The following is a 20,306-nucleotide window of genomic DNA, read 5'->3' as shown; positions in this document are numbered from 1 at the left end:
GTGCGGAAACAGGCGAAAACCAAGCGGGAAAAAGCAGGAAAAAGCGGGACCGAATCGCGACTGAATCGGGAACCCCCGCAATAACCCGCGTCCCGCAGGTTATCCGCGCAACCGTGCGCCATATGCTCGAGCCAGACGATCCACCAGGGTCTGAATGGCCAGATCGACCGTTTCGTCCTGAAGGGTTCCCCCAGTATCTTGCAAGGTCACACGGAACGCAAGGCTTTTCTCATGGGCTGCCAGCCCACCGGAAGTACTTGATTTTGGACGAAATTCATCAAAAAGCGCAACCCTCTGAACGGTCTTGCAGGCGTCCTCGGACAGGGCCTTTTGCAGTTCGTCGAGCAGCGCCTGAACCTCGATTTTCTGGTCGACGACAACCGCGATATCGCGTCGCACGGGCGGGAATTTCGACACTTCGGTCGGGTTCGGCAATTCGCGTCGCATCAACGCTTCCGCTTCGATCTCGAACAGAATCGGCGCATGCGGCAAGTCGTACTTCTGCATCCAGCGCGGATGCAATTCGCCGATCCAGCCGACCGCGCGTCCATCGAGCTCGATGCGCGCGCTGCGGCCCGGATGCAGCGCCGGGTGCTCCGCCTTCACGAACCGCGCGGCCGACGCAAGCGCGGGACTCAACAGCGCTTCGACGTCGCCCTTCACATCGAAGAAGTCGACTGCGCGTGTCGCGGCGCCCCACTGCTCTTCGAGCACCGGCCCGTACGCGAGCGCGCCGAGCATCTTCGGCTGCGCGAAGCCTTCCACCGTCATCTCGCCCGCGGCGATCTTCGGGTCGTGCAGAAATACGCGACCGGCTTCGAACACGCGGATGCGATCCGCGCGGCGATTCAGGTTGTGGCGCAGCACGTTGATGAGGCTGCCGAAGAGCGTGGTACGCATCACCGAAAGCTGGCTCGCGATCGGATTGACGAGCCGCACCGGATTGCGGTTGCCCGCGAAATCGTGTTCCCATTCGGCGTCGACGAAACTGAAGTTGACCGTCTCCGCGTAATCGCGCGCGGCAAGCGCGTGACGCAGCGCATGAATCGAACGGCGCGTTTCGTTGGTTGCGCGCATTTCGCTCTTCGCAACGGGCGGGCGCGCGGGAATCTTTTCGAAGCCGTAGATGCGCGCGACTTCCTCGATCAGATCTTCCTCGATTTCGATATCGAAGCGATACGGCGGCGGCATGACCGAGAACGTCTCGCCGTCGCGCTGGTAGTCGAGGCCGAGGCGCATGAAGATGTCCGCGATCTCGTCGGCGCCGATCGCGACGCCGATAATCCGTTGAGCACGCGCGACGCGCATTTTCACGGGCGCGCGCTTCGGCACATTGACGGTCTGATCGTCGATCGGTCCCGCTTGCCCGCCGCAGATGTCGAGAATCAGCTGCGTGATCCGTTCGATGTGCTCGACCGTCGTCGAGTAATCGACGCCGCGCTCGAAACGATGCCCGGCATCGGTCGAAAAGTTGTAGCGGCGCGAGCGGCCGCGGATGCTATCGGGCCACCAGAACGCCGCTTCGAGATAGATGTTCGTCGTATCGAGCGTAACCGACGTACTGTCGCCGCCCATGATGCCCGCGAGACTTTCGATATGGCGATCGTCGGCAATCACGCCGACCGTCTCGTCGACTTCGACCGTATTGCCATTGAGCAGCTTCAACGATTCGCCGCGTTTGCCCCAGCGCACGTCCATCGACCCGTGGATCTTGTCGAGATCGAACACGTGCGACGGACGGCCGAGTTCGAGCATCACGTAGTTCGAAATATCGACGAGCGCCGAAATGCTGCGCTGGCCCGAACGCTCGAGGCGTTCGACCATCCATTGCGGCGACTTCGCGCGCGCATTCACGCCGCGGATCACGCGACCGGAAAAACGGCCGCACAGATCGGGCGCGGAAATTTTCACCGGCAGCGTTTCGTTCAGCGCGACGGGCGCCGGCTTGATCTCGACCGGTTTGAGCGGCGCGCCGGTAATCGCAGCCGTTTCGCGCGCGATGCCGAATACCGACAGACAGTCCGCCTTATTCGGCGTCAGTTTGACTTCGAAAATCGTATCGTCGAGCTTCAGTGCGCGGCGGATGTCCTCACCGATCGGCGTGTCTTCGGGCAGGATCAAGAGGCCGCTGTGATCTTCCGAAAGCTTCAGCTCGCGTGCGGAACACAGCATGCCCTGGCTCTCGACGCCGCGCAGCCTGGACAGCTTGATCGCGAACGGCGCGCCGCCCTCTTCGGCCGGCGGAAGTTGCGCGCCGACCAGCGCGACCGGCACCTTGATGCCCGGCGCGACATTCGGCGCGCCGCACACGATGTTGAGCGTCGCGCCCGTGCCCGCATCGACCTGGCAGACGTTGAGCTTGTCCGCATCCGGGTGCTTGACCACCTCGAGCACGCGGCCGACCACGATCTTCGACGTCGGCGGTGCCACCGGGCGCAGATCTTCGACTTCGAGGCCGGCCATCGTCAGCGCATGAGACAGCTGCTCGGTCGTCAGTTGCGGATCGACGAAGGTTCTGAGCCAGGATTCCGGAAATTGCATGGTTCTGTACGTTCTATACGGGTTGAGTCAACGTCCGGCGAGCGCGGGCGGATGCTCCGACGATGCATCTCATGCGCTCGCGCCGCGACAACGACACGGCGTGCGGCTCGCTGCGCCGGCGTGCGCCGGCCGCAGCGGGCCGCACGGCAACATCATGCGAACTGTCGCAAAAAGCGCAGATCGCCTTCGAAGAAGAGACGCAGATCCTGCACACCGTAGCGCAGCATCGTCAGACGCTCGAGGCCGCTGCCGAAAGCAAAGCCGATGTAGCGCTCCGGATCGAGGCCCATGTTGCGCACGACCGTCGGGTGAACCTGGCCCGAGCCTGAGATCTCAAGCCAGCGACCCGCGTTCTTGCCGTTCTCGAACATCATGTCGATTTCGGCAGACGGCTCGGTGAACGGGAAGTACGACGGGCGAAAGCGCACCTGAATATCGTCGCGCTCGAAGAATTTCTTGAGGAAATCGCTATACACGCCCTTCAGATCCGCAAAGCTGATGTTCTCTTCGATCCACAGGCCTTCGACCTGGTTGAACATCGGCGAATGCGTCGCATCGCTGTCGACGCGATAGGTGCGGCCCGGCACGATCACCTTGATCGGCGGCGTATGCGTGCGCGCGTAGCGAACCTGCATCGGGCTCGTATGCGTGCGCAACAACAGCGGACGGCCGTCGGCATCTTTGCCGTCGACGTAAAACGTGTCTTGCATCGAACGCGCCGGATGGTTCTCGGGGCTGTTCAATGCGGTGAAGTTGAACCAGTCGGTTTCGATCTCCGGGCCGTCGGCGACGTCGAAGCCGATGGAGCCGAAAATCTGCTCGACGCGCTCCCATGTCTGCATCACGGGGTGCAGGCTGCCCGCGGCAAGACCGCGGCCCGGCAGCGTCACGTCGATCGCCTCGGCCGCGAGACGCTGGTTCAGAAGCGCATCGGCAAGCGCCTGACGGCGTGCAGTGAGCGCCGCTTCGACCTGCTGTTTCGCGACGTTGATGCGCGCGCCTTCCGTTTTGCGCGCTTCGGGCTCGAGCTTGCCCAGCCCCTTGAGCAGTTCGGTGAGCGCGCCCGATTTGCCGAGAAAACGCGCTTTTTCGTTTTCGAGCGTGGTGACGTCGGTGGCGCGTTCGAAAGCGCTTTGCGCATCGGCAACGATTTGATCCAGGTCCATTGATCCCATCTTTTCAACGTCAGTGTTCAAATGAAGCAATTCGGCTCGACCAACAAAAAAGGGGCTCGGTGAGGAGCCCCGTTTTTGTTGCAGCATGACCGGAGGCCCACATCAGGCCAACCGGTCGCTGCAACGACCTGCGACGAACCTTCCTTTACCCGGCGCCTGCTTCCGACGCCGGTGGTGCACCGAACGGTGCACAGGCACGATCAGGCTGCAACGGCGGCTTTCACCTGCTGAACGATCGCGGCAAAAGCAGCCTTGTCGAACACAGCCATGTCGGCCAGCACCTTGCGGTCGAGCTCGATCGATGCCTTCTTCAGGCCGTTGATGAACACGCTGTACGTCATGTCATGCTGGCGCACCGCCGCGTTGATACGCGTGATCCACAACGCGCGGAACACACGCTTCTTGTTGCGGCGATCGCGGTACGCGTACTGACCTGCACGCATTACCGCCTGCTTGGCGATGCGGTAGACGTTGTTGCGACGGCCGCGGTAACCCTTGGCCAGCTTGATGACTTTCTTGTGACGGGCCCGTGCGGTAACCCCACGTTTGACTCGAGGCATGTTTCGCTCCTATGAGTATCGGTTAAGGGTTACGCGAACGGCAGCATTGCGCGCACGGAGTCCATGTTGGTCTCATGGACAGCCGCGGAACCGCGCAAATGACGCTTGTTCTTCGTGGTCTTCTTGGTCAGGATGTGGCGTTTGAAAGCTTGACCGCGCTTGACGGTCCCGCCCGGACGCACCTTGAAGCGCTTTGCAGCGCTCTTCTTCGTCTTCATCTTAGGCATGCGAACAACTCCATTATTTGATGGATATGGGTGTGCGGTTGGCCTTGACGGCCCTTCACCCGCCCTTCGAAACCCAGTCCACTTGGTATGCAGACAGCCGCCGCCATGACGGTGCGGCCACTGCTTTTCAGACAAAACGCCCGCGTCACTGCACAGTGCGGGCGCCGTTCCGAAACTTTGCCGCGCCTCGCCGCGCTCCAACCACGACGAAGCGCCGTTCGATTCCAACCGCTGCGATTAGCCGCCGACTCAACCGCGGCCTGACTGCGGGAGCGACATGAGCACGCCTCACCCGCCGGTCCCGCCACGCATCAAACGACGCGTGAGCTTACTTCTTTTTCTTCGGGGCCAGCACCATGATCATCTGGCGCCCTTCCATCTTCGGCATCTGCTCGACCTGACCGACTTCGTCGAGGTCGGTGCGCAGGCGCTCAAGCATGCGCATACCGATTTCCTGGTGAGCCATTTCGCGGCCACGGAAACGCAACGTGATTTTCGTCTTGTCGCCGTCTTCGAGGAAGCGAACGAGATTGCGGAGCTTGACGTTGTAATCGCCATCATCGGTACCCGGGCGGAATTTGACTTCCTTGACCTGGATAACCTTCTGCTTCAGCTTGGCTTCGTGTTGCTTCTTCGCTTCCTGGTACTTGAACTTGCCGTAGTCCATCAGCCGGCAAACCGGCGGAACGGCTTGCGGCGCGATTTCGACCAGATCTACGTCCTGCTGCTCCGACATACGGAACGCGTCAGCAAGTTTGACGATGCCAAGCGGTTCGTTATTGACTCCGACCAGGCGCACCTCGGGTGCAGAGATTTCACCGTTGATGCGATGCGACGACTTATCAGTAGCGATGTTACGTTTCCTCTAAAAATTGAAAAAAACGAGCCGCGCTGCCAGGTGGTTATTGGAACGTCTGCACTTCCTGACGCAGACGCTCGCTGAAGGCATCGACTGGCATCACACCCAGATCGACACCGCCACGGGCACGCACGGCTACCGTTTGCGCATCACGCTCTTTGTCGCCGACGACCAGCAGATACGGGACCTTTTGCAGCGTGTGCTCGCGTATTTTATAGCTTATTTTCTCGTTGCGCAAATCGGCCTCGACTCTAACCCCTTGTTTTTGCAACGAATGGGCAAGATTTTTCGCATATTCAGCCTGACTTTCAGCGATATTCATCACCACGACTTGCAAAGGTGCGAGCCATGCGGGCATCGCACCGGCATGGTGCTCGATCAGAATTCCGAGAAAACGCTCCATTGATCCGACGATTGCACGATGCAGCATGATGGGCCGCCGGCGGCTGTTGTCTTCGGCGACGAATTCGGCGCCAAGCCGCTCCGGCAACACCATATCGAGCTGCAGCGTGCCGCACTGCCACGACCGGCCGAGCGCATCCTTGATGTGGTACTCGACCTTCGGACCGTAAAACGCGCCTTCGCCGGGCAACTCTTCCCATTGCACATCGCACGCGCGCAGCGCCTCGCGCAAGCCCTCTTCCGCGCGGTCCCACGTTTCGTCCGTACCGGCGCGCGCGTCCGGGCGCAGCGACAGCTTGATGTCGACCTGATCGAAGCCGAAATCCTTGTAGACGCTCATCGCGAGCGTGTTGAACGCGATCGATTCGCTGATGAACTGGTCTTCCGTGCAAAAAATATGGGCATCGTCCTGCACGAAGCCGCGCACACGCATCAACCCGTGCAGCGCGCCCGATGCCTCATTTCGATGGCACGAACCGAATTCCGCGAAACGCAGCGGCAGATCGCGGTACGAACGCAGGCCGTGATTGAACACCTGCACATGACCAGGACAGTTCATCGGCTTGATCGCGTAGTCGCGTTTCTCCGATTCCGTCGTGAACATGTTTTCGCGGTAGTTCTGCCAGTGGCCCGATGCTTCCCACAGCGACCGGTCCATGATCATCGGCGTCTTGATCTCGAGGTAACCGGCGTCGTTCACACGGCGGCGCATGTATTGCTCGACCTGCTGCCACAGCGTCCAGCCGCGCGGATGCCAGAACACCATGCCCGGCGACTCGTCCTGCATGTGGAACAGATCGAGTTGCTTGCCGAGCTTGCGATGGTCGCGCTTTTCCGCTTCTTCGAGCATGTGCAGATACGCGTCCTGGTCTTCCTTCTTCGTCCAGGCCGTGCCGTAAATACGCTGTAATTGCTCGTTCTTCGCATCGCCGCGCCAGTACGCGCCTGCGAGCTTCATGAGCTTGAAGACCTTGAGCTTGCCCGTGGACGGCACGTGCGGGCCGCGGCACAGATCCGTGAAGCCGCCATGCGAATACAACTTGATCTCTTCGCTTGCGGGAATCGATTCGATGATCTCGGCCTTGTACTTCTCGCCAATGCTCTTGAAGTACTCGACTGCCTCATCGCGCGACACGACACGCCGCGACACGGGCTCGTCTTTCCTCGCGAGTTCCTGCATACGCTGCTCGATCTTCTGAAGATCTTCAGGCGTAAATGGACGGCTATACGAAAAGTCGTAGTAGAACCCGTTGTCGATGACCGGCCCGATCGTCACTTGCGCGTCGGGGAACAGATCCTTGACCGCGTACGCAAGCAAATGCGCCGTCGAATGACGGATGATGTCGAGGCCATCCGCGTCTTTCTCCGTGACGATGGCGAGCGACGCATCATGGTCGATCAGCGCGGACGTATCGACGAGTTCGCCGTCGAGCTTGCCACCGAGCGCGGCCTTCGCAAGACCAGGACCGATCGAGGCCGCGACCTCGGCGACCGTCACGGGGTGATCGTACTGTCGAACTGAACCATCTGGCAGACGTATCGAGACCATTGTTTTCTCCGTGCTGCCGACCGGCCGGCGGCGGCAGCAACAACTCGTTTAAAAACGACCGTGACAAAAACCGCGATAAAAAAAATGCGGCCCCGCTTTCGAGGGGCCGCATTCACTTTCCAGCAAATCGCAAGGGCGATAAGGCGAACAGGGTCCTCGACTAGCGTCGCTCCGAAGTGGTTTCGGTAAACGTTCGCGGTGTCATAACCATGCTCGCTATATTGGCGCAAATTTTGTTCGCGCCTCTTGCGGATTGATGAAGCACCGATGACTGCAAAACCGCACTGCAATTCACCGATACTTCGATTTTCGTTGGTAGGCTCGATTGGACTCGAACCAACGACCCCCACCATGTCAAGGTGGTGCTCTAACCAGCTGAGCTACGAGCCTGAAGAAGACGAGATTATATGGAGCACTCAGAGTGTTGGCAAGTATTTTTATGCGTCGACATCAAAAATTCAGGTCATTCTTGCGTGAGTGAAAACGGCTTGGAAACTGAGAAGACATGGCGCGAAAAACGCGCAGAGATAAACATACCCGAGCGCGCCCAACGCGCGCTTCAACCCTTGCGCGCAGCGCGCACCACGCCCGTCACTTCGCCCAGCAGCGTGCACGCGCGTTGAATCTGCGAGGCACTCGACACCTCGACTGTGAACAGCATGTAAGCCGCGTTACGGCGCGATTGCGTCTTCACGCCGATCACGTTCATTTTCTCGCGCGCGAACACTTCGGAAATGTCGCGCAGCAAGCCCTGCCGGTCAGTCGCTTCGATTGCGAGATCGACCGGATACACGGACTGACCACGGCCGCTCATCACATCCGCGGACCACGTGGTCTGCAGTACGCGTTCCGGCGTGCGCGCCGCCATGCGCAAAAACGTCGGGCAGTCGCTGCGATGAACCGACATGCCCTTACCGCGCGTGATGAAGCCTGCGATGTCGTCGGGCGGCGCGGGACGGCAGCAGCGCGCGAGTTGCGTGAGCAGCGCATCGACGCCGACCACGAGCACGCCCGTCGACGCACCGTGCGCGACGCTCGCGCCGCTGCTGCGCTTTTCGAACTGCTCGGGCGCTTCGACTTCGGGCTCGGCAGGCGGCGCATCGTTCAACGCCTGCTCGATGAGGCGCAGGCTGAACTCTTCCTTGCCGACCGCCGCATACAGTTCTTCCGGCGCCTTGAAGCCGAGCTTCGCGGCAAGCTGGTCGAGATTGACGGACGTCTTGCCTTCGCGCTGCAACGTCTTTTCGACGAGCGTGCGCCCGTTGGCGACGTTTTCCTGAGAATCGACGGCGTTGAACCATGCGCGCACCTTCTGCCGCGCGCGGCTGCTGCGCAAATAGCCGAGCTGCGGGTTCAGCCAGTCGCGCGATGGACCGCCCTCCTTCACCGCGACGATTTCAACAGTCTGTCCGTTTTGCAGAGAGGTGTTGAGCGGCACCATCGCGCCGTCGACGCGCGCGCCGCGGCAGCGATGCCCAAGGTCGCTATGCAGGTGATACGCGAAATCGAGCGGTGTCGAACCGTGCGGCAACGGAATCACGCGCGCTTGCGGCGTGAGCGTGTAGATGTGATCGTCATCGAACGTCGCGTCGCGCAAATGACGCCACGGCTGGCGCGCCGCGCCCGCTTCGTCGCGCGCGCCGCCCGCGCCGCCCGCGCCGGCGGGATCGCGGTCGTCGCGGTCGTCGCTTTCGCCATCGTGTTCATCGTCGCGTGCGCCACTTGCGTCCTCGCCCTGCTCGCGCTCCGACACATCGTCTTTCCACGCGAGCAGTTGCCGCAGCCAGGCGATCTTCTCGTCGTACGATCCGCTCGCGCTGAACTGTCCGCCGTAGCCGCGCGCGCCCGCTTCCTTGTAGCGCCAGTGCGCGGCCACGCCGTACTCGGCGAACTGATGCATCTCCTGCGTACGGATCTGCACTTCGAACGCGCGACCGTCGTCGCCGATCACGACCGTATGCAGCGACTTGTAGCCGTTCGGCTTCGGCCGCGAAATGTAGTCGTCGAACTCTCTTGGCACCGGCTGCCACAGGTTGTGCACGATACCGAGCACGGTGTAGCAATCCTTGATGTCCGGCACGATCACACGGAACGCGCGAACGTCGTAGAGCTCGGAGAAATCGAGGTCCTTGCCGCGCATCTTGCGCCAGATGCTGTAGATGTGTTTCGGCCGCCCGCTGACCTCGGCGCGGATATGCGCCGCCGCGAGCTCGCGCTCGAGCCTCGCGATCGCTTCGGCAATATAGGTTTCGCGTTCGGCGCGCTTCTCGTCGAGCAGCTTCGCGATGCGCTTGTAGGTGACCGGTTCCTCGAAGCGGAACGCGAGATCTTCGAGCTCCCACTTCAGTTGCCAGATGCCGAGGCGATTCGCGAGCGGCGCGTATACGTCGAGCGTTTCGCGCGCCACGTCCGGCGGCGGCGCGAGTTTCGCGGCCGCGTAGTAGCGCAGCGATTGCAGGCGCGACGCGAGGCGGATCAGCACGACGCGAATGTCCTGCGCGAACGCGAGCAGCATCTTGCGCAGCGCTTCGACCTGCGCGCGGCGCGCGGCCTGGGCTTCGCGGCCGCCGGTATCGGGCTGCGCGCTCTGCGCGGCGGCGCGCAAGCTCACCGTGCCCAGACGCAGCAGCTTGCGCACGTCGGTGACGAGCCGCGCGACTTCATCGCCGAATTTCGCGGCGATCACGCGCTCCGGATCTTCGAGATGCGGTGTCAGGCCGAACAGCGCCGCGGCCAGCACCGCCGGCGGATCGACGTTGAGCGTGCACATGATCGCGGCCGTGCCCGCCGCGTGATCGGCGAGCGATTCTCCCGTCGACAGCCGCACGTCGCCCGCATGCTCGCGCACGAACGCGAGCGCGTCGTCGAACGATGGCAGGGAAGCGGAAGCGGAGGTCGAGGTTTCGGTATTCATGATGCAACAGCCCGCGGCATGCGTCGGGCGGGAAAAGCAGGCAACTGAGGCAAGTGTGGCAAGTGGGGTTGCAGGTGCGGCTGCACGTGTGTCTAAAAGCGCATTGCCAACCGCAACGCTGGCGATGGCCCGATCAGCGACGGCCGACAACCGCCACACCCGCCCGCCACACCCACCCGCCTCAGCGACTGTCGAGCAACGGGTGTCAGCTGCGCTGCGCAGCCACCACGACGATTTCAACGAGGCACTTCGGGTTCGCGAGCCTCGCTTCGACGGTCGCGCGCGGCGGCGTCGCGCCTTGCGCGACCCATTCGTCCCACACCGCGTTCATGCCGGCGAATTGCGCCATGTCGGTAATGAAAATCTGCACCGACAGCAGATGCGATTTGTCGCTGTTCGCTTCGGCGAGCAGACGGTCGACGTGACCGAGCACCTCGCGCGTCTGGCCGCCGATGTCCTGATCGGTGTCTTCGGCGATCTGGCCGGCCAGATACACAGTGCCGTTATGCACGGCGATTTCCGACAGGCGCTTGCCGACGTGATGACGAATGACTGCCATGAGAATCCCTGATGGTTGAATGGTGATGATGGCCGCAAACGGCGAGGACAACCCGTACAGCCAGACGCACTCCGCACAATACGCACGATAGGCGCAATACGGAATGCGATGCCGATGCAATGCGCTACGCGACTGCGTGGCACGCCTCGCGCGGAACCACCCTCTATTATGACGCGTCGACGGACTCGCCCGTGAAGAAACGGCGCGCGATCGCGATCTGACCGGGCGCGAGAAACGCCGGCGCATGCCCGACGCCGTCGATTTCGACGCTCGACACATTGCGCCCGACCTCGACCATCCTCGCGACCGTCTCGTGTGACAGCAGGTCCGATTGGGCTCCACGCACGACGAGCACCGGCCCTTCGATCGAAGCGAACGATTTCCATAGCGCGGCCTCGCCCGCGGCTGCCATCTCGGGCGTCATGGCCGCAAACGGCTGCGCGATACGCGGGTCGTAGCGGAATTGCCATGCGCCGTCGCGCTCGTGCAGCAGCGGCGTATTGATTTCGCGCCACTCGTCGGCCGTAAGCGGCCCGAACGATTCGGCCAGCAACGCTGCATGTTCGATGCCTTCCTGCTGCGTCGCGAAGCGTGTCGGCTTGCCCAGATAGCCGGCGATGCGCGTCAATGCATTGGGTTCGATATGCGGACCGACGTCGTTCAGGAGCAACTTGTGGATCGGCGAATCTTTCAGGCCCGCGAGCGCCATGCCGATCAGGCCGCCCATCGATGTGCCGAACCAGTCGACCGTCTCCACTTCGAGTCGCGCAATCAGCGTGACCATATCTGCCGCGTACTGCGGCACTGCATAGAAATTCGGGTTCTCGAGCCATGACGACAGCCCGCGGCCCACCACATCCGGGCACACGACGCGGTGCGTTGCCGACATCGCCGCGGCAAAGCGGTCGAAGTCGCGTCCGCTGCGCGTGAGCCCATGCACGCAGACGATCACGCGCGGGTTATGCGGATCGCCCCATTCCGTGTATGCGACGCGATGCAAGCCGGCGGGACTCAGACACTGCACGTAGCGCTGGCGCGGCGACAGGCGGCTCGCCGTGCCGGCTGCAGTGGAACTGGACAAAGCGGTGGACACATCAGGACGCACGTCGGTCATCGCGATCTCCTCCTTCGGACGAAAAGTCTGAACGGCTTGCGTCGATTGTAGTCGCTTCATTCTCGACAGCATTGTCACGCCGGGCGCGCTCACGGCATCCACGCAGCACCACGCGGCGCCCGCGCTCCGCACCGGGGCAAAGGCGACGCCAAAAAACAAAGCGGGCGTGACTTCCGCCACACCCGCTTCTGCTTTCCGCATGCGATCGATTCGACGATCGATCCGCTCAGTGCACGGCGCTCACGTCGAGCGGCGCGCCGGTCTTCGCCTTGATCTCGTCGACGCCGACGCCCGGCGCCAGTTCGACGAGTTTCAACCCGTTCTCGGTCACGTCGATCACGCCGAGATCGGTGATGATCCGGTCGACCACGCCGACGCCCGTCAGCGGCAGCGTGCATTGTTCGAGAATCTTGTGCTGGTCGCCCTTCGCGACATGTTCCATCAGCACGATGACGCGCTTCACGCCCGCCACCAGATCCATCGCGCCGCCCATGCCCTTGATCATCTTGCCCGGGATCATCCAGTTCGCGAGATCGCCGGTCTTGCTGATCTGCATCGCACCGAGGATCGCGAGATTGATATGACCGCCGCGAATCATCGCGAACGAGTCCGCCGACGAGAAAATCGACGAACCGGGCATGGTCGTCACCGTCTGCTTGCCGGCGTTGATCATGTCCGCATCGACTTCGTCGTCGGTCGGAAACGGGCCGATGCCGAGCAGGCCGTTTTCCGATTGCAGCCACACTTCGATGCCGGCGGGCACGTGATTCGCAACCAGCGTCGGCAAACCGATGCCGAGATTCACGTAGAAGCCGTCCTGCAATTCTTTCGCCGCACGCGCGGCCATTTCGTCACGATTCCAGGCCATGGTTACTCTCCTTTCGCGCGGGTCACACGTTGTTCGATGCGTTTTTCCGGATGCGCATTGAGCACGAGCCGCTGCACGAAGATGCCCGGCGTATGGATCGCGTCCGGATCGAGCTCGCCGGTTTCGACGATCTCTTCGACCTCCGCGACCGTGATGCGTCCCGCCATCGCGCACATCGGATTGAAGTTGCGCGCAGTGCGGCGATAGACGAGGTTGCCCGACTTGTCGGCTTTCCACGCCTTGACGAGCCCGACGTCGGCGGTCAGCGAGTGTTCGAGCACGTAGTGGTTCTCGCCGAACTGGCGGGTTTCCTTGCCTTCCGCGATCACGGTGCCGAAACCGGTATTCGTGAAGAACGCCGGGATGCCGGCGCCGCCCGCGCGCAGCTTCTCGGCGAGCGTGCCTTGCGGCGTGAATTCGAGCTCGAGTTCGCCGGCGAGGAACTGGCGCTCGAACTCCTTGTTTTCACCGACATACGACGAGATCATTTTCCGGATCTGGCGCGTTTCGAGCAGCAGGCCGAGGCCGAAGCCGTCGACGCCCGCGTTGTTACTGATGCACGTGATGCCCTTCACGCCCGAGTCGCGCAGCGCGGCGATCAGTGCCTCGGGGATGCCGCACAGGCCGAAACCGCCGACGGCAAACGTCTGCCCGTCCTTGACGATGTCCTTGAGCGCTTCGGCTGCGCTCGGATAGACCTTGTTCATCAATATGTCCCTTCCTTGAATGGAAATTCAGAATCGGCCGACGCGTTTCGCTGCGTGCGCCGCAAAGCTGACGCAACTTCGGCAACCCGCGATCGGCGATCCGATCGACGCGCATCGGGCGGCGCCCGAGACGTCATTCTAGTCACTGGCGGCAAGCGGAGTACAAACCGGCCGGGCATCCGCGTGCAGCCGAGCCGAACCGCCCTGCAAATCGCACACCGCGCGCCGACGCGACTTCCGTTGTCGTGCCGAAAGGGTACGACGCGCGAGCATTGCGGCACAATACGCAAAAATACATAAGTATTCGCACCGCATTCATGCCCGCCCTGGATTACCAAACCGCGTTTCACCTCGCGCCGATCGGCCTCGTGCTGTCGCGCGCGCGGATTATCGAAGACTGCAACGACGCGCTCGCGTCGATTTTCGGCTGCAGGCGCGAGGCGCTGATCGGCCAGTCGTTCCAGGTCTTGTACCCGTCGGCCGATGAATTCGAGCGGATCGGCGAGCGCATTCCGCCCATCATGACCGCACAAGGCAGTTATGCCGACGACCGCATCATGAAGCGCGCGAACGGCGAGCTGTTCTGGTGTCACGTGACGGGCCGCTCGCTCGAGCGTGCCGAACCGCATGCGGCGGGCGTGTGGACCTTCGAGGATCTGAGCGCGACGCGGCGCGTCGCCGTCGAACTGACGCCGCGCGAGCGCGAAATCGCCGCGCAGCTCGTGACCGGCAAGACCAGCAAGCAGATCGGCAGGATTCTCGAGATCAGTTCGCGCACCGTCGATGTGTACCGCGCACGGCTCATGCGCAAATACGACACGGGCAACGCGACCGAACTGCTGCAGCGGTTACTCGGACATTGAACGCGATGCGACGCGCGCGCTGACCGGTGCGGCGGGACCGCCCAGTCAGGCCGCCGCCTGGACGAGCGGCGCATTCTCGATCGCGGCGCGCAGCTTGTCGGGCATCGGCATGGACTTGCCCGCCTTGTAGTCGACCCACACGCAGCGTGCGCCGCCGCGCGCATAGACGGTATGCGGATCGTCGGCACGCGTGAGCACGAAACCCGTATCGAAGCTGCTGCGCCCCGGCTTGCCGACCGACATCTTCCCGATCACATCGCCCGGGTACTGCAGCTGTTTGAGGAACTCCATCGTCGCGTTGACGATAACCGGCCCTTCAGCGTCGCCGAGCGCCGGCGACAGACCGACATGCTCGAGCCAGCTCACCCGCAGCTGCTCCATGTAGCGAAAATAGACGGTGTTGTTCACATGGCCGAATGCGTCCATGTCGCCCCAACGGATCGGCAGCGACATTTCGAATACTGCGTGGTAATCGTTCATCGAAATCTTCCGGATAAAGCGGACGCAACCGCGACTTTCCGATCATCGCGGCTGCGCGAGGTACGCGACGGCGCCGAAACGAAAAGGCTTACGACAGGCCGAAACCGTCGTCTGCGGAAATCACCGCGCCGTTGATGAACTGCGATTCGTCGGCGGCAAGCATCAGCAGCAGGCCGTCGAGGTCTTCGGGCTTGCCGACACGATGGCGCGGCAGCATCGAAATCAGCTTCTGGCCCTGCTCGGTCGACCAGTGATGATGGTTCATCTCGGTCTCGATATAGCCGGGGCAGATCGCATTGACATTGATGCCGTGCCGGCCCCACTCCTGCGCCATGGCTTTCGTCATATGGACGACCGCCGCTTTGCTCATCGCGTACAGGCCGATTTGCGGGATCACGCGCAAGCCCGCCATCGACGCGATATTGATGATGCGATAAGGCGGCTTGCCGCCGCTGCCCGCGCCGCGCATGATCATCCGCTTCGCGACTTCCTGCGCGACGAAAAACGCGCCGCGCGTGTTCGTATCGAACACATATTCGAAGTCCGCCGGCGTCACTTCCGCCAGACGTTGCGTGGTCGAGACGCCCGAATTGTTGACGAGAATATCGATGGTGCCAGCCTCGGTTTCCGCATGCGCGACCGCGGCCTTGATGCTTTGATAGTCGGTGACGTCGAGCGAGACGACATGCGCCGCGCCGCCCGACGCCTCGATTTCGGCGCGCAATTCCTTCAGGCGCTCGACGCGGCGGCTCGCCAGCACGACTTTCGCACCGGCCTGCGACAGCACTTGTGCGAACCGCTTGCCAAGCCCAGTGGACGCGCCGGTGATCAGCGCGACCTTGCCTTCCAGATTGATCGAACGGCCCATTGTGGTTTTCCTGAATAATAGTACGATCGTGCTAATAAGAGTGCATTCGGTTGCAGCGTCGGAACCGTTCGCCCACAATACGATCCCGAAAAAAGCATTCTAACGGTAAGAGGAGTTTCAATGACCCCCGCAAGTCTCATCGAGCAATACGGTCCGCGCGAGTCGATGGAATACGACGTCGTGATCGTCGGCGGCGGGCCGGCCGGGCTTGCGGCGGCAATCCGTCTCAAGCAGCGCGCGCAGGAGAAAGGCGCCGAGATCGGCGTCTGCGTGCTCGAAAAGGGTTCGGAGATCGGGGCTCATATCCTGTCCGGCGCGGTGATGGACCCGCGCGCCATGTCGGAGCTGATTCCGGACTGGAAGGAAAAAGGCGCACCGCTTACCGTCGAAGTGACCGAAGACCGCTTCCTGTTCCTTTCCGAAACCAAAGCGACCTCGGTGCCGAACTGGGCGCTGCCCGACAACTTCAGGAATCACGGCAATTATGTGATCAGTCTGGCGAACGTCACGCGTTGGCTCGGACAACAGGCCGAAGCGCTCGGCGTCGAAATCTTCCCGGGCTTTCCGGCAGCCGAGGTGCTATACGGCGACGATGGCGCGGTCAAAGGTGTCGTAACGGGCAACATGGGCATCGGCAAGGACGGCGAGCCGACTGAAAATTTCCAGCTCGGCATGGAGCTGCACGCGAAATACACGCTCTTCTGCGAAGGCGCGCGCGGACACCTCGGGCGCCAGTTGCAGGACACATTCAGGCTGCGCGACGGCGCCGACCCGCAGGTGTACGGAATCGGCATCAAGGAACTGTGGGAAATCGACCCGGCGAAACACAAGCCCGGCCTCGTGATCCACACCGCCGGGTGGCCGCTCGATACCGAAACGTACGGCGGCTCATTCCTCTATCACATCGACAACAACCAGGTGATGGTCGGCTTCGTCGTCGGGCTCGGCTATACGAATCCGTATTTGTCGCCGTTCGAGGAATTCCAGCGCTACAAGACGCATCCGTCGATTCGCGCATTCCTCGAAGGCGGCAAACGCGTGTCGTACGGCGCACGGGCGATCACCGCGGGCGGGCTGCTGTCGCTGCCGAAGCTCGTGTTTCCGGGCGGCGCGCTGGTCGGCGACGATGCGGGCTTTCTGAACGCGTCGCGCATCAAGGGCAGCCATGCGGCGATCAAGTCCGGCATGATGGCCGCCGACGCCGCATTCGACGCGCTGCAGGCGGGCCGTCAAGCCGACGAACTGGCCGCGTATCCAGAGGCGTTCAGGCAATCGTGGCTGCACACCGAACTGCATCGCGCGCGCAATTTCAAGCAGTGGATGAGCAAAGGACTTTATCTGGGCACGCTGATGGTCGGCATCGAGCAGAAGGTGTTCGGCGGCAATGTGCCGTGGACGTTGCATCATCAGCATTGGGACCACGAAATGCTGAAGCCCGCGTCCGAGTGCAAGCCGATCGATTATCCGAAGCCCGACGGCAAGCTGACCTTCGACCGGCTCTCCTCGGTGTTCATCTCGAATACGAATCACGAGGAAAACCAGCCGCCGCACCTGACGCTCAAAGATCCCTCGGTGCCGGTCAACGTCAACTTCAGGACGTATGCAGGGCCGGAGGGCCGCTACTGCCCCGCCGCGGTCTACGAGTTCGTCAAGGGCGACGACGGCAACGAGCGCCTCGTCATCAATGCGCAGAACTGCGTGCACTGCAAAACCTGCGATATCAAGGACCCGACGCAGAATATCGTGTGGGTCACGCCGGAAGGCGGCGGCGGGCCGAACTATCCGAACATGTAATGCGCGGTTGCGGCTGCGATGCCGCGCCCGGCGCTCGATCGCTAGGCGCCGGCGCCTGCAGCGGCTAGCGCTTGGACTTTCGCTTTGACCCGTTCGATCACGGGCGCCCACGCACCTACCGACGGTTGACGGTAGAGCTCGATCGAGCCGTACCAGAGCGTGCGTTGCGTCTCGTTGCCCCAGAACCACGCCGACACGTGATCGATCATCAGGCAGGTCGGCACGCCGAGCGCCCCGGCCAGATGCGCGGGGCCGCTGTCGATCGTCACGACGAGCTCGAGATTCATCATCAGCGCGGCGACGTCGTCGAAGCCGGCACCGAAATTCGCGGTCGGATCGACGATGTTCACGCCGTGTGCGCGCCATTGCGCAACGGTCGCTTCGCGGCCCGGCGACAACGCGAACCACGTGACACCGGGCACCGCAAGCAGCGCCTCGAGCTGCTCGGCAGGCACCGAGCGACGCGCATCGCGCACATGCGCGGGGTTGCCGTTCCAGACGATACCGACGCGGCATGGGCGATTTTGCAGATCGTTGCGCTGACCGTTCGTTGCGTGCGCAACGACATGGGATCGCCATGCTTCGACGCGCGCCGGGTCGGCGCTCAGATACGGTTGCGACCACCCGGCGGCATCGTGAACGCCGAGATACAACGGCAAGCTCATCAAGCCACAGTGGAAATCGGGATGCGTGTCGAGATTCGTTTCGAGCCTGACGTCCTCCGGCAGCATGCGTTCGAACAGCGACCGCAACGGCCCGTCATGGCCGAATATCACGCGGCCGCCCTGGTCCCGCGCGCGTTGCGCGAGCAGCGGCAGAAAGCGCGCCGCCCACAGGCAATCGCCATGCCCCTGCTCGCCATACACGACGAGCGACTTGCCCGCGAGCGGCTCGCCGCGCCAGTGCGGACTGATCGCGGCCAGCGCCTGTTGCGCGTTGGCGATGCCATCGTCGAAAGCGAGACGCGCTTCATAGTGCGGCCATGCTTGCGCGAAGCGCCCCGCGCGAATTTCGAGTTCCGCGAGGTCGAATTGCGCGTGCGGATTGTCGGGCGACAGTTCGAGCACACGGCGCAACAGCGCTTCGGCTTCGGCAAAGCGGCCCTGCTCCTTGATGCACAACGCGAGCTTGTGCAGCACGACCGGGTTATTCGGCACGACGCGTGCCGCGTCGAGCAGCAAGCGCTGTGCTTCGTCGAAATCGTCGCGTTGCTGCACGGCCGCCGCGCGCCAGACGAGCGCATTCGCATCGGCGGCGTCGCGTGCAAGCAGCAGTTCGGTTGCGGACTCGACGAGCGGCCAGTCGCGCACGACAAACGCGGTCTGCGCGATTTTCTGCAGCAACGTGGCGTCGCTCGAGGCGTCGAGGCGCCATGCGCGCACCAATGCGCTCAAAGCCTCGCGTAAGCGGTGGGTATCGCGGCCGGCCTGAGCGGCAAGCGCGTCTGCGTATGCGAGCCAGTCGGCGGCCACCGCGTTCGGCGCCATCGCGCGCGCGTGAAGTTGCGCCAGAGGATCGGCGCCGGAAGATGTGGAGGCTGTCATCGTCTTGCTCCACGGACGGGTAAAGCTGAAATTACCTTGCGTTCTCGATCCGACGGCCTACAGACAACGCCGGGTCGACAACGCCGAATCGCCACCCTGCATGCGAACCTGATCGCGATCGCGATTGCTCGCGTCAGGGCGCCTTCGGTGCGATCTTCGGCGTCGCGACCACTACGTCGCCGCATTGCGCGCGATGCCGCAGCGCGTGATCGATCAGCACCAGCGCGAGCATCGCCTCGGCGATCGGCGTCGCGCGAATGCCGACACACGGATCATGCCGGCCGAACGTCTCGACGATAGCCGGCACCCCGGCCTTGTCGATCGAACGGCGCGGCGTGCGGATGCTCGACGTCGGCTTGATCGCGATCGAGACCGTGATGTCCTGCCCCGTCGAAATACCGCCGAGCACGCCGCCCGCATGATTGCCGACGAACCCTTCGGGCGTCAGCTCGTCGCCATGCACGGAGCCGCGCTGCGCGACGCTCGCGAAGCCCGCGCCGATCTCGACGCCCTTCACCGCGTTGATGCCCATCATCGCGTGTGCGATATCGGCGTCGAGCCGGTCGAACAGCGGCTCGCCAAGGCCGACCGGCACGCCGGACGCAACGACGTCGATGCGCGCGCCGATCGAATCGCCCTCTTTGCGCAGCGCGTCCATATATGCTTCGAGTTGCGGCACGACATCCGCGTTCGCCGCGAAGAACGGATTCTCTCGCACATGGGCCCAATCGACGAACGGCACGTCGATCTCGCCGAGCGCCGACATGTATCCGCGAATCTCGGTGCCCAGATGCTCGCGCAGCCACTTCTTCGCGACGGCACCGGCCGCGACGGTCGGCGCGGTCAGCCGTGCCGACGAACGGCCGCCGCCGCGATGGTCGCGAATGCCGTACTTCTGCCAGTAGGTGTAATCGGCGTGCCCGGGACGGAAGGTTTCGGCGATGTTGCCGTAGTCCTTGCTGCGCTGATCGGTGTTGCGGATCAGGAGCGCGATCGGCGCGCCGGTGGTCTGCCCTTCGAAGACGCCGGACAGGATCTCGACCTTGTCGTCTTCCTGACGCTGCGTGACGTGGCGCGACGTGCCGGGCTTGCGCCGATCGAGTTCGAGCTGGATGTCGGCTTCGGCGAGCGCCATGCCGGGCGGGCAGCCGTCGATCACACAACCGATGGCAGGACCATGCGATTCGCCGAAGGTCGTGACGGTGAAGAGCGTACCGAACGTGTTGCCGGACATGAGCGTCGTCCAAAGTAGAGCGGGAAAACCGATATTATGCCAGCCCGG

At 62.8% G+C, this 20,306-nt stretch carries 17 protein-coding genes and 1 tRNA gene; 2 read left to right on the top strand and 16 right to left on the bottom strand.

Features of this window, described 5'->3' with window-relative positions:
- Nucleotides 1-99: 99 nt before the first annotated feature.
- From pheT to BTO02_RS08435, 12 genes are all read right to left on the bottom strand, one after another.
- Nucleotides 100-2,541 (bottom strand): phenylalanine--tRNA ligase subunit beta, encoded by a 2,442-nt coding sequence (gene pheT, locus BTO02_RS08500; RefSeq protein ID WP_075156663.1) that lies wholly within the window; start codon nucleotides 2,539-2,541, stop codon nucleotides 100-102.
- Between the two features lie 152 nt (nucleotides 2,542-2,693).
- Nucleotides 2,694-3,707, bottom strand: coding sequence for a phenylalanine--tRNA ligase subunit alpha (gene pheS, locus BTO02_RS08495; RefSeq protein ID WP_075156662.1), 1,014 nt, complete (start codon nucleotides 3,705-3,707; stop codon nucleotides 2,694-2,696).
- A gap of 209 nt (nucleotides 3,708-3,916) precedes the next feature.
- A complete protein-coding gene (gene rplT, locus BTO02_RS08490) occupies nucleotides 3,917-4,276 on the bottom strand; it encodes a 50S ribosomal protein L20 (RefSeq protein ID WP_075156661.1) in 360 nt (119 codons plus the stop codon).
- Nucleotides 4,277-4,305: 29 nt separating this feature from the next.
- A complete protein-coding gene (gene rpmI, locus BTO02_RS08485) occupies nucleotides 4,306-4,503 on the bottom strand; it encodes a 50S ribosomal protein L35 (RefSeq protein ID WP_075156660.1) in 198 nt (65 codons plus the stop codon).
- A 328-nt stretch (nucleotides 4,504-4,831) separates the two neighbouring features.
- On the bottom strand, nucleotides 4,832-5,356 hold the full coding sequence (gene infC, locus BTO02_RS08480; RefSeq protein ID WP_075156659.1) for a translation initiation factor IF-3: 525 nt from the start codon (nucleotides 5,354-5,356) through the stop codon (nucleotides 4,832-4,834).
- Nucleotides 5,357-5,405: 49 nt separating this feature from the next.
- Nucleotides 5,406-7,313 carry a threonine--tRNA ligase gene (thrS, locus tag BTO02_RS08475; RefSeq protein WP_075156658.1) on the bottom strand — a complete coding sequence of 636 codons (1,908 nt, stop codon included), beginning with the start codon at nucleotides 7,311-7,313 and terminating at the stop codon, nucleotides 5,406-5,408.
- A 313-nt stretch (nucleotides 7,314-7,626) separates the two neighbouring features.
- Nucleotides 7,627-7,703 (bottom strand) — tRNA-Val (locus tag BTO02_RS08465).
- A 169-nt stretch (nucleotides 7,704-7,872) separates the two neighbouring features.
- On the bottom strand, nucleotides 7,873-10,227 hold the full coding sequence (locus BTO02_RS33830) for a RelA/SpoT family protein (RefSeq protein WP_232243486.1): 2,355 nt from the start codon (nucleotides 10,225-10,227) through the stop codon (nucleotides 7,873-7,875).
- A 205-nt stretch (nucleotides 10,228-10,432) separates the two neighbouring features.
- On the bottom strand, nucleotides 10,433-10,786 hold the full coding sequence (locus BTO02_RS08450) for a RidA family protein (RefSeq protein WP_075156656.1): 354 nt from the start codon (nucleotides 10,784-10,786) through the stop codon (nucleotides 10,433-10,435).
- Nucleotides 10,787-10,952: 166 nt separating this feature from the next.
- Nucleotides 10,953-11,900, bottom strand: a complete 948-nt coding sequence (locus tag BTO02_RS08445) for an alpha/beta fold hydrolase (RefSeq protein ID WP_075158711.1) — start codon at nucleotides 11,898-11,900, stop codon at nucleotides 10,953-10,955.
- A gap of 226 nt (nucleotides 11,901-12,126) precedes the next feature.
- The gene (locus tag BTO02_RS08440; RefSeq protein WP_075156655.1) at nucleotides 12,127-12,768 is read right to left on the bottom strand and encodes a CoA transferase subunit B; all 642 of its coding nucleotides are present in this window, start codon (nucleotides 12,766-12,768) and stop codon (nucleotides 12,127-12,129) included.
- 2 nt (nucleotides 12,769-12,770) lie between these two features.
- Nucleotides 12,771-13,475: a CoA transferase subunit A gene (locus tag BTO02_RS08435; RefSeq protein WP_075156654.1), complete on the bottom strand. Its 705-nt coding sequence runs from the start codon at nucleotides 13,473-13,475 to the stop codon at nucleotides 12,771-12,773.
- Between the two features lie 317 nt (nucleotides 13,476-13,792).
- Between BTO02_RS08435 and BTO02_RS08430 the strand changes: the two genes are divergently transcribed.
- Nucleotides 13,793-14,338, top strand: a complete 546-nt coding sequence (locus BTO02_RS08430) for a LuxR C-terminal-related transcriptional regulator (RefSeq protein WP_075156653.1) — start codon at nucleotides 13,793-13,795, stop codon at nucleotides 14,336-14,338.
- 45 nt (nucleotides 14,339-14,383) lie between these two features.
- Here BTO02_RS08430 and BTO02_RS08425 read toward each other — a convergent pair whose 3' ends face one another.
- A complete protein-coding gene (locus BTO02_RS08425; protein ID WP_075156652.1) occupies nucleotides 14,384-14,818 on the bottom strand; it encodes an acyl-CoA thioesterase in 435 nt (144 codons plus the stop codon).
- An 88-nt stretch (nucleotides 14,819-14,906) separates the two neighbouring features.
- Nucleotides 14,907-15,686 (bottom strand): SDR family oxidoreductase, encoded by a 780-nt coding sequence (locus BTO02_RS08420; RefSeq protein WP_075156651.1) that lies wholly within the window; start codon nucleotides 15,684-15,686, stop codon nucleotides 14,907-14,909.
- A 120-nt stretch (nucleotides 15,687-15,806) separates the two neighbouring features.
- On the opposite strand from BTO02_RS08420, the gene BTO02_RS08415 reads away from it, so the two are divergent.
- Nucleotides 15,807-17,480, top strand: coding sequence for an electron transfer flavoprotein-ubiquinone oxidoreductase (locus tag BTO02_RS08415; RefSeq protein WP_075156650.1), 1,674 nt, complete (start codon nucleotides 15,807-15,809; stop codon nucleotides 17,478-17,480).
- Between the two features lie 41 nt (nucleotides 17,481-17,521).
- On the opposite strand, the gene BTO02_RS08410 is transcribed toward BTO02_RS08415, so the two are convergent.
- Nucleotides 17,522-19,024 (bottom strand): tetratricopeptide repeat protein, encoded by a 1,503-nt coding sequence (locus tag BTO02_RS08410; RefSeq protein WP_075156649.1) that lies wholly within the window; start codon nucleotides 19,022-19,024, stop codon nucleotides 17,522-17,524.
- A gap of 133 nt (nucleotides 19,025-19,157) precedes the next feature.
- Nucleotides 19,158-20,258 (bottom strand): chorismate synthase, encoded by a 1,101-nt coding sequence (gene aroC, locus BTO02_RS08405; protein WP_075156648.1) that lies wholly within the window; start codon nucleotides 20,256-20,258, stop codon nucleotides 19,158-19,160.
- Nucleotides 20,259-20,306 lie beyond the last annotated feature (48 nt).

It is taken from the genome of Paraburkholderia sp. SOS3, from assembly GCF_001922345.1.
Taxonomy (GTDB): domain Bacteria; phylum Pseudomonadota; class Gammaproteobacteria; order Burkholderiales; family Burkholderiaceae; genus Paraburkholderia.
Note: the sequence above shows the minus strand (reverse complement) of the source record. Positions and strands in the feature narration are given on the sequence as shown.

Bases quoted from the DNA above. Each gene is read 5' to 3' on its own strand.
- pheT (WP_075156663.1), bottom strand. From the start codon at position 2,541: ATGCAATTTCCGGAATCCTGGCTCAGAACCTTCGTCGATCCGCAACTG.
- pheS (WP_075156662.1), bottom strand. From the start codon at position 3,707: ATGGACCTGGATCAAATCGTTGCCGATGCGCAAAGCGCTTTCGAACGC.
- rplT (WP_075156661.1), bottom strand. From the start codon at position 4,276: ATGCCTCGAGTCAAACGTGGGGTTACCGCACGGGCCCGTCACAAGAAA.
- rpmI (WP_075156660.1), bottom strand. From the start codon at position 4,503: ATGCCTAAGATGAAGACGAAGAAGAGCGCTGCAAAGCGCTTCAAGGTG.
- thrS (WP_075156658.1), bottom strand. From the start codon at position 7,313: ATGGTCTCGATACGTCTGCCAGATGGTTCAGTTCGACAGTACGATCAC.
- BTO02_RS33830 (WP_232243486.1), bottom strand. From the start codon at position 10,227: ATGAATACCGAAACCTCGACCTCCGCTTCCGCTTCCCTGCCATCGTTC.
- BTO02_RS08450 (WP_075156656.1), bottom strand. From the start codon at position 10,786: ATGGCAGTCATTCGTCATCACGTCGGCAAGCGCCTGTCGGAAATCGCC.
- BTO02_RS08445 (WP_075158711.1), bottom strand. From the start codon at position 11,900: ATGACCGACGTGCGTCCTGATGTGTCCACCGCTTTGTCCAGTTCCACT.
- BTO02_RS08440 (WP_075156655.1), bottom strand. From the start codon at position 12,768: ATGGCCTGGAATCGTGACGAAATGGCCGCGCGTGCGGCGAAAGAATTG.
- BTO02_RS08435 (WP_075156654.1), bottom strand. From the start codon at position 13,475: ATGAACAAGGTCTATCCGAGCGCAGCCGAAGCGCTCAAGGACATCGTC.
- BTO02_RS08430 (WP_075156653.1), top strand. From the start codon at position 13,793: ATGCCCGCCCTGGATTACCAAACCGCGTTTCACCTCGCGCCGATCGGC.
- BTO02_RS08425 (WP_075156652.1), bottom strand. From the start codon at position 14,818: ATGAACGATTACCACGCAGTATTCGAAATGTCGCTGCCGATCCGTTGG.
- BTO02_RS08420 (WP_075156651.1), bottom strand. From the start codon at position 15,686: ATGGGCCGTTCGATCAATCTGGAAGGCAAGGTCGCGCTGATCACCGGC.
- BTO02_RS08415 (WP_075156650.1), top strand. From the start codon at position 15,807: ATGACCCCCGCAAGTCTCATCGAGCAATACGGTCCGCGCGAGTCGATG.
- BTO02_RS08410 (WP_075156649.1), bottom strand. From the start codon at position 19,024: ATGACAGCCTCCACATCTTCCGGCGCCGATCCTCTGGCGCAACTTCAC.
- aroC (WP_075156648.1), bottom strand. From the start codon at position 20,258: ATGTCCGGCAACACGTTCGGTACGCTCTTCACCGTCACGACCTTCGGC.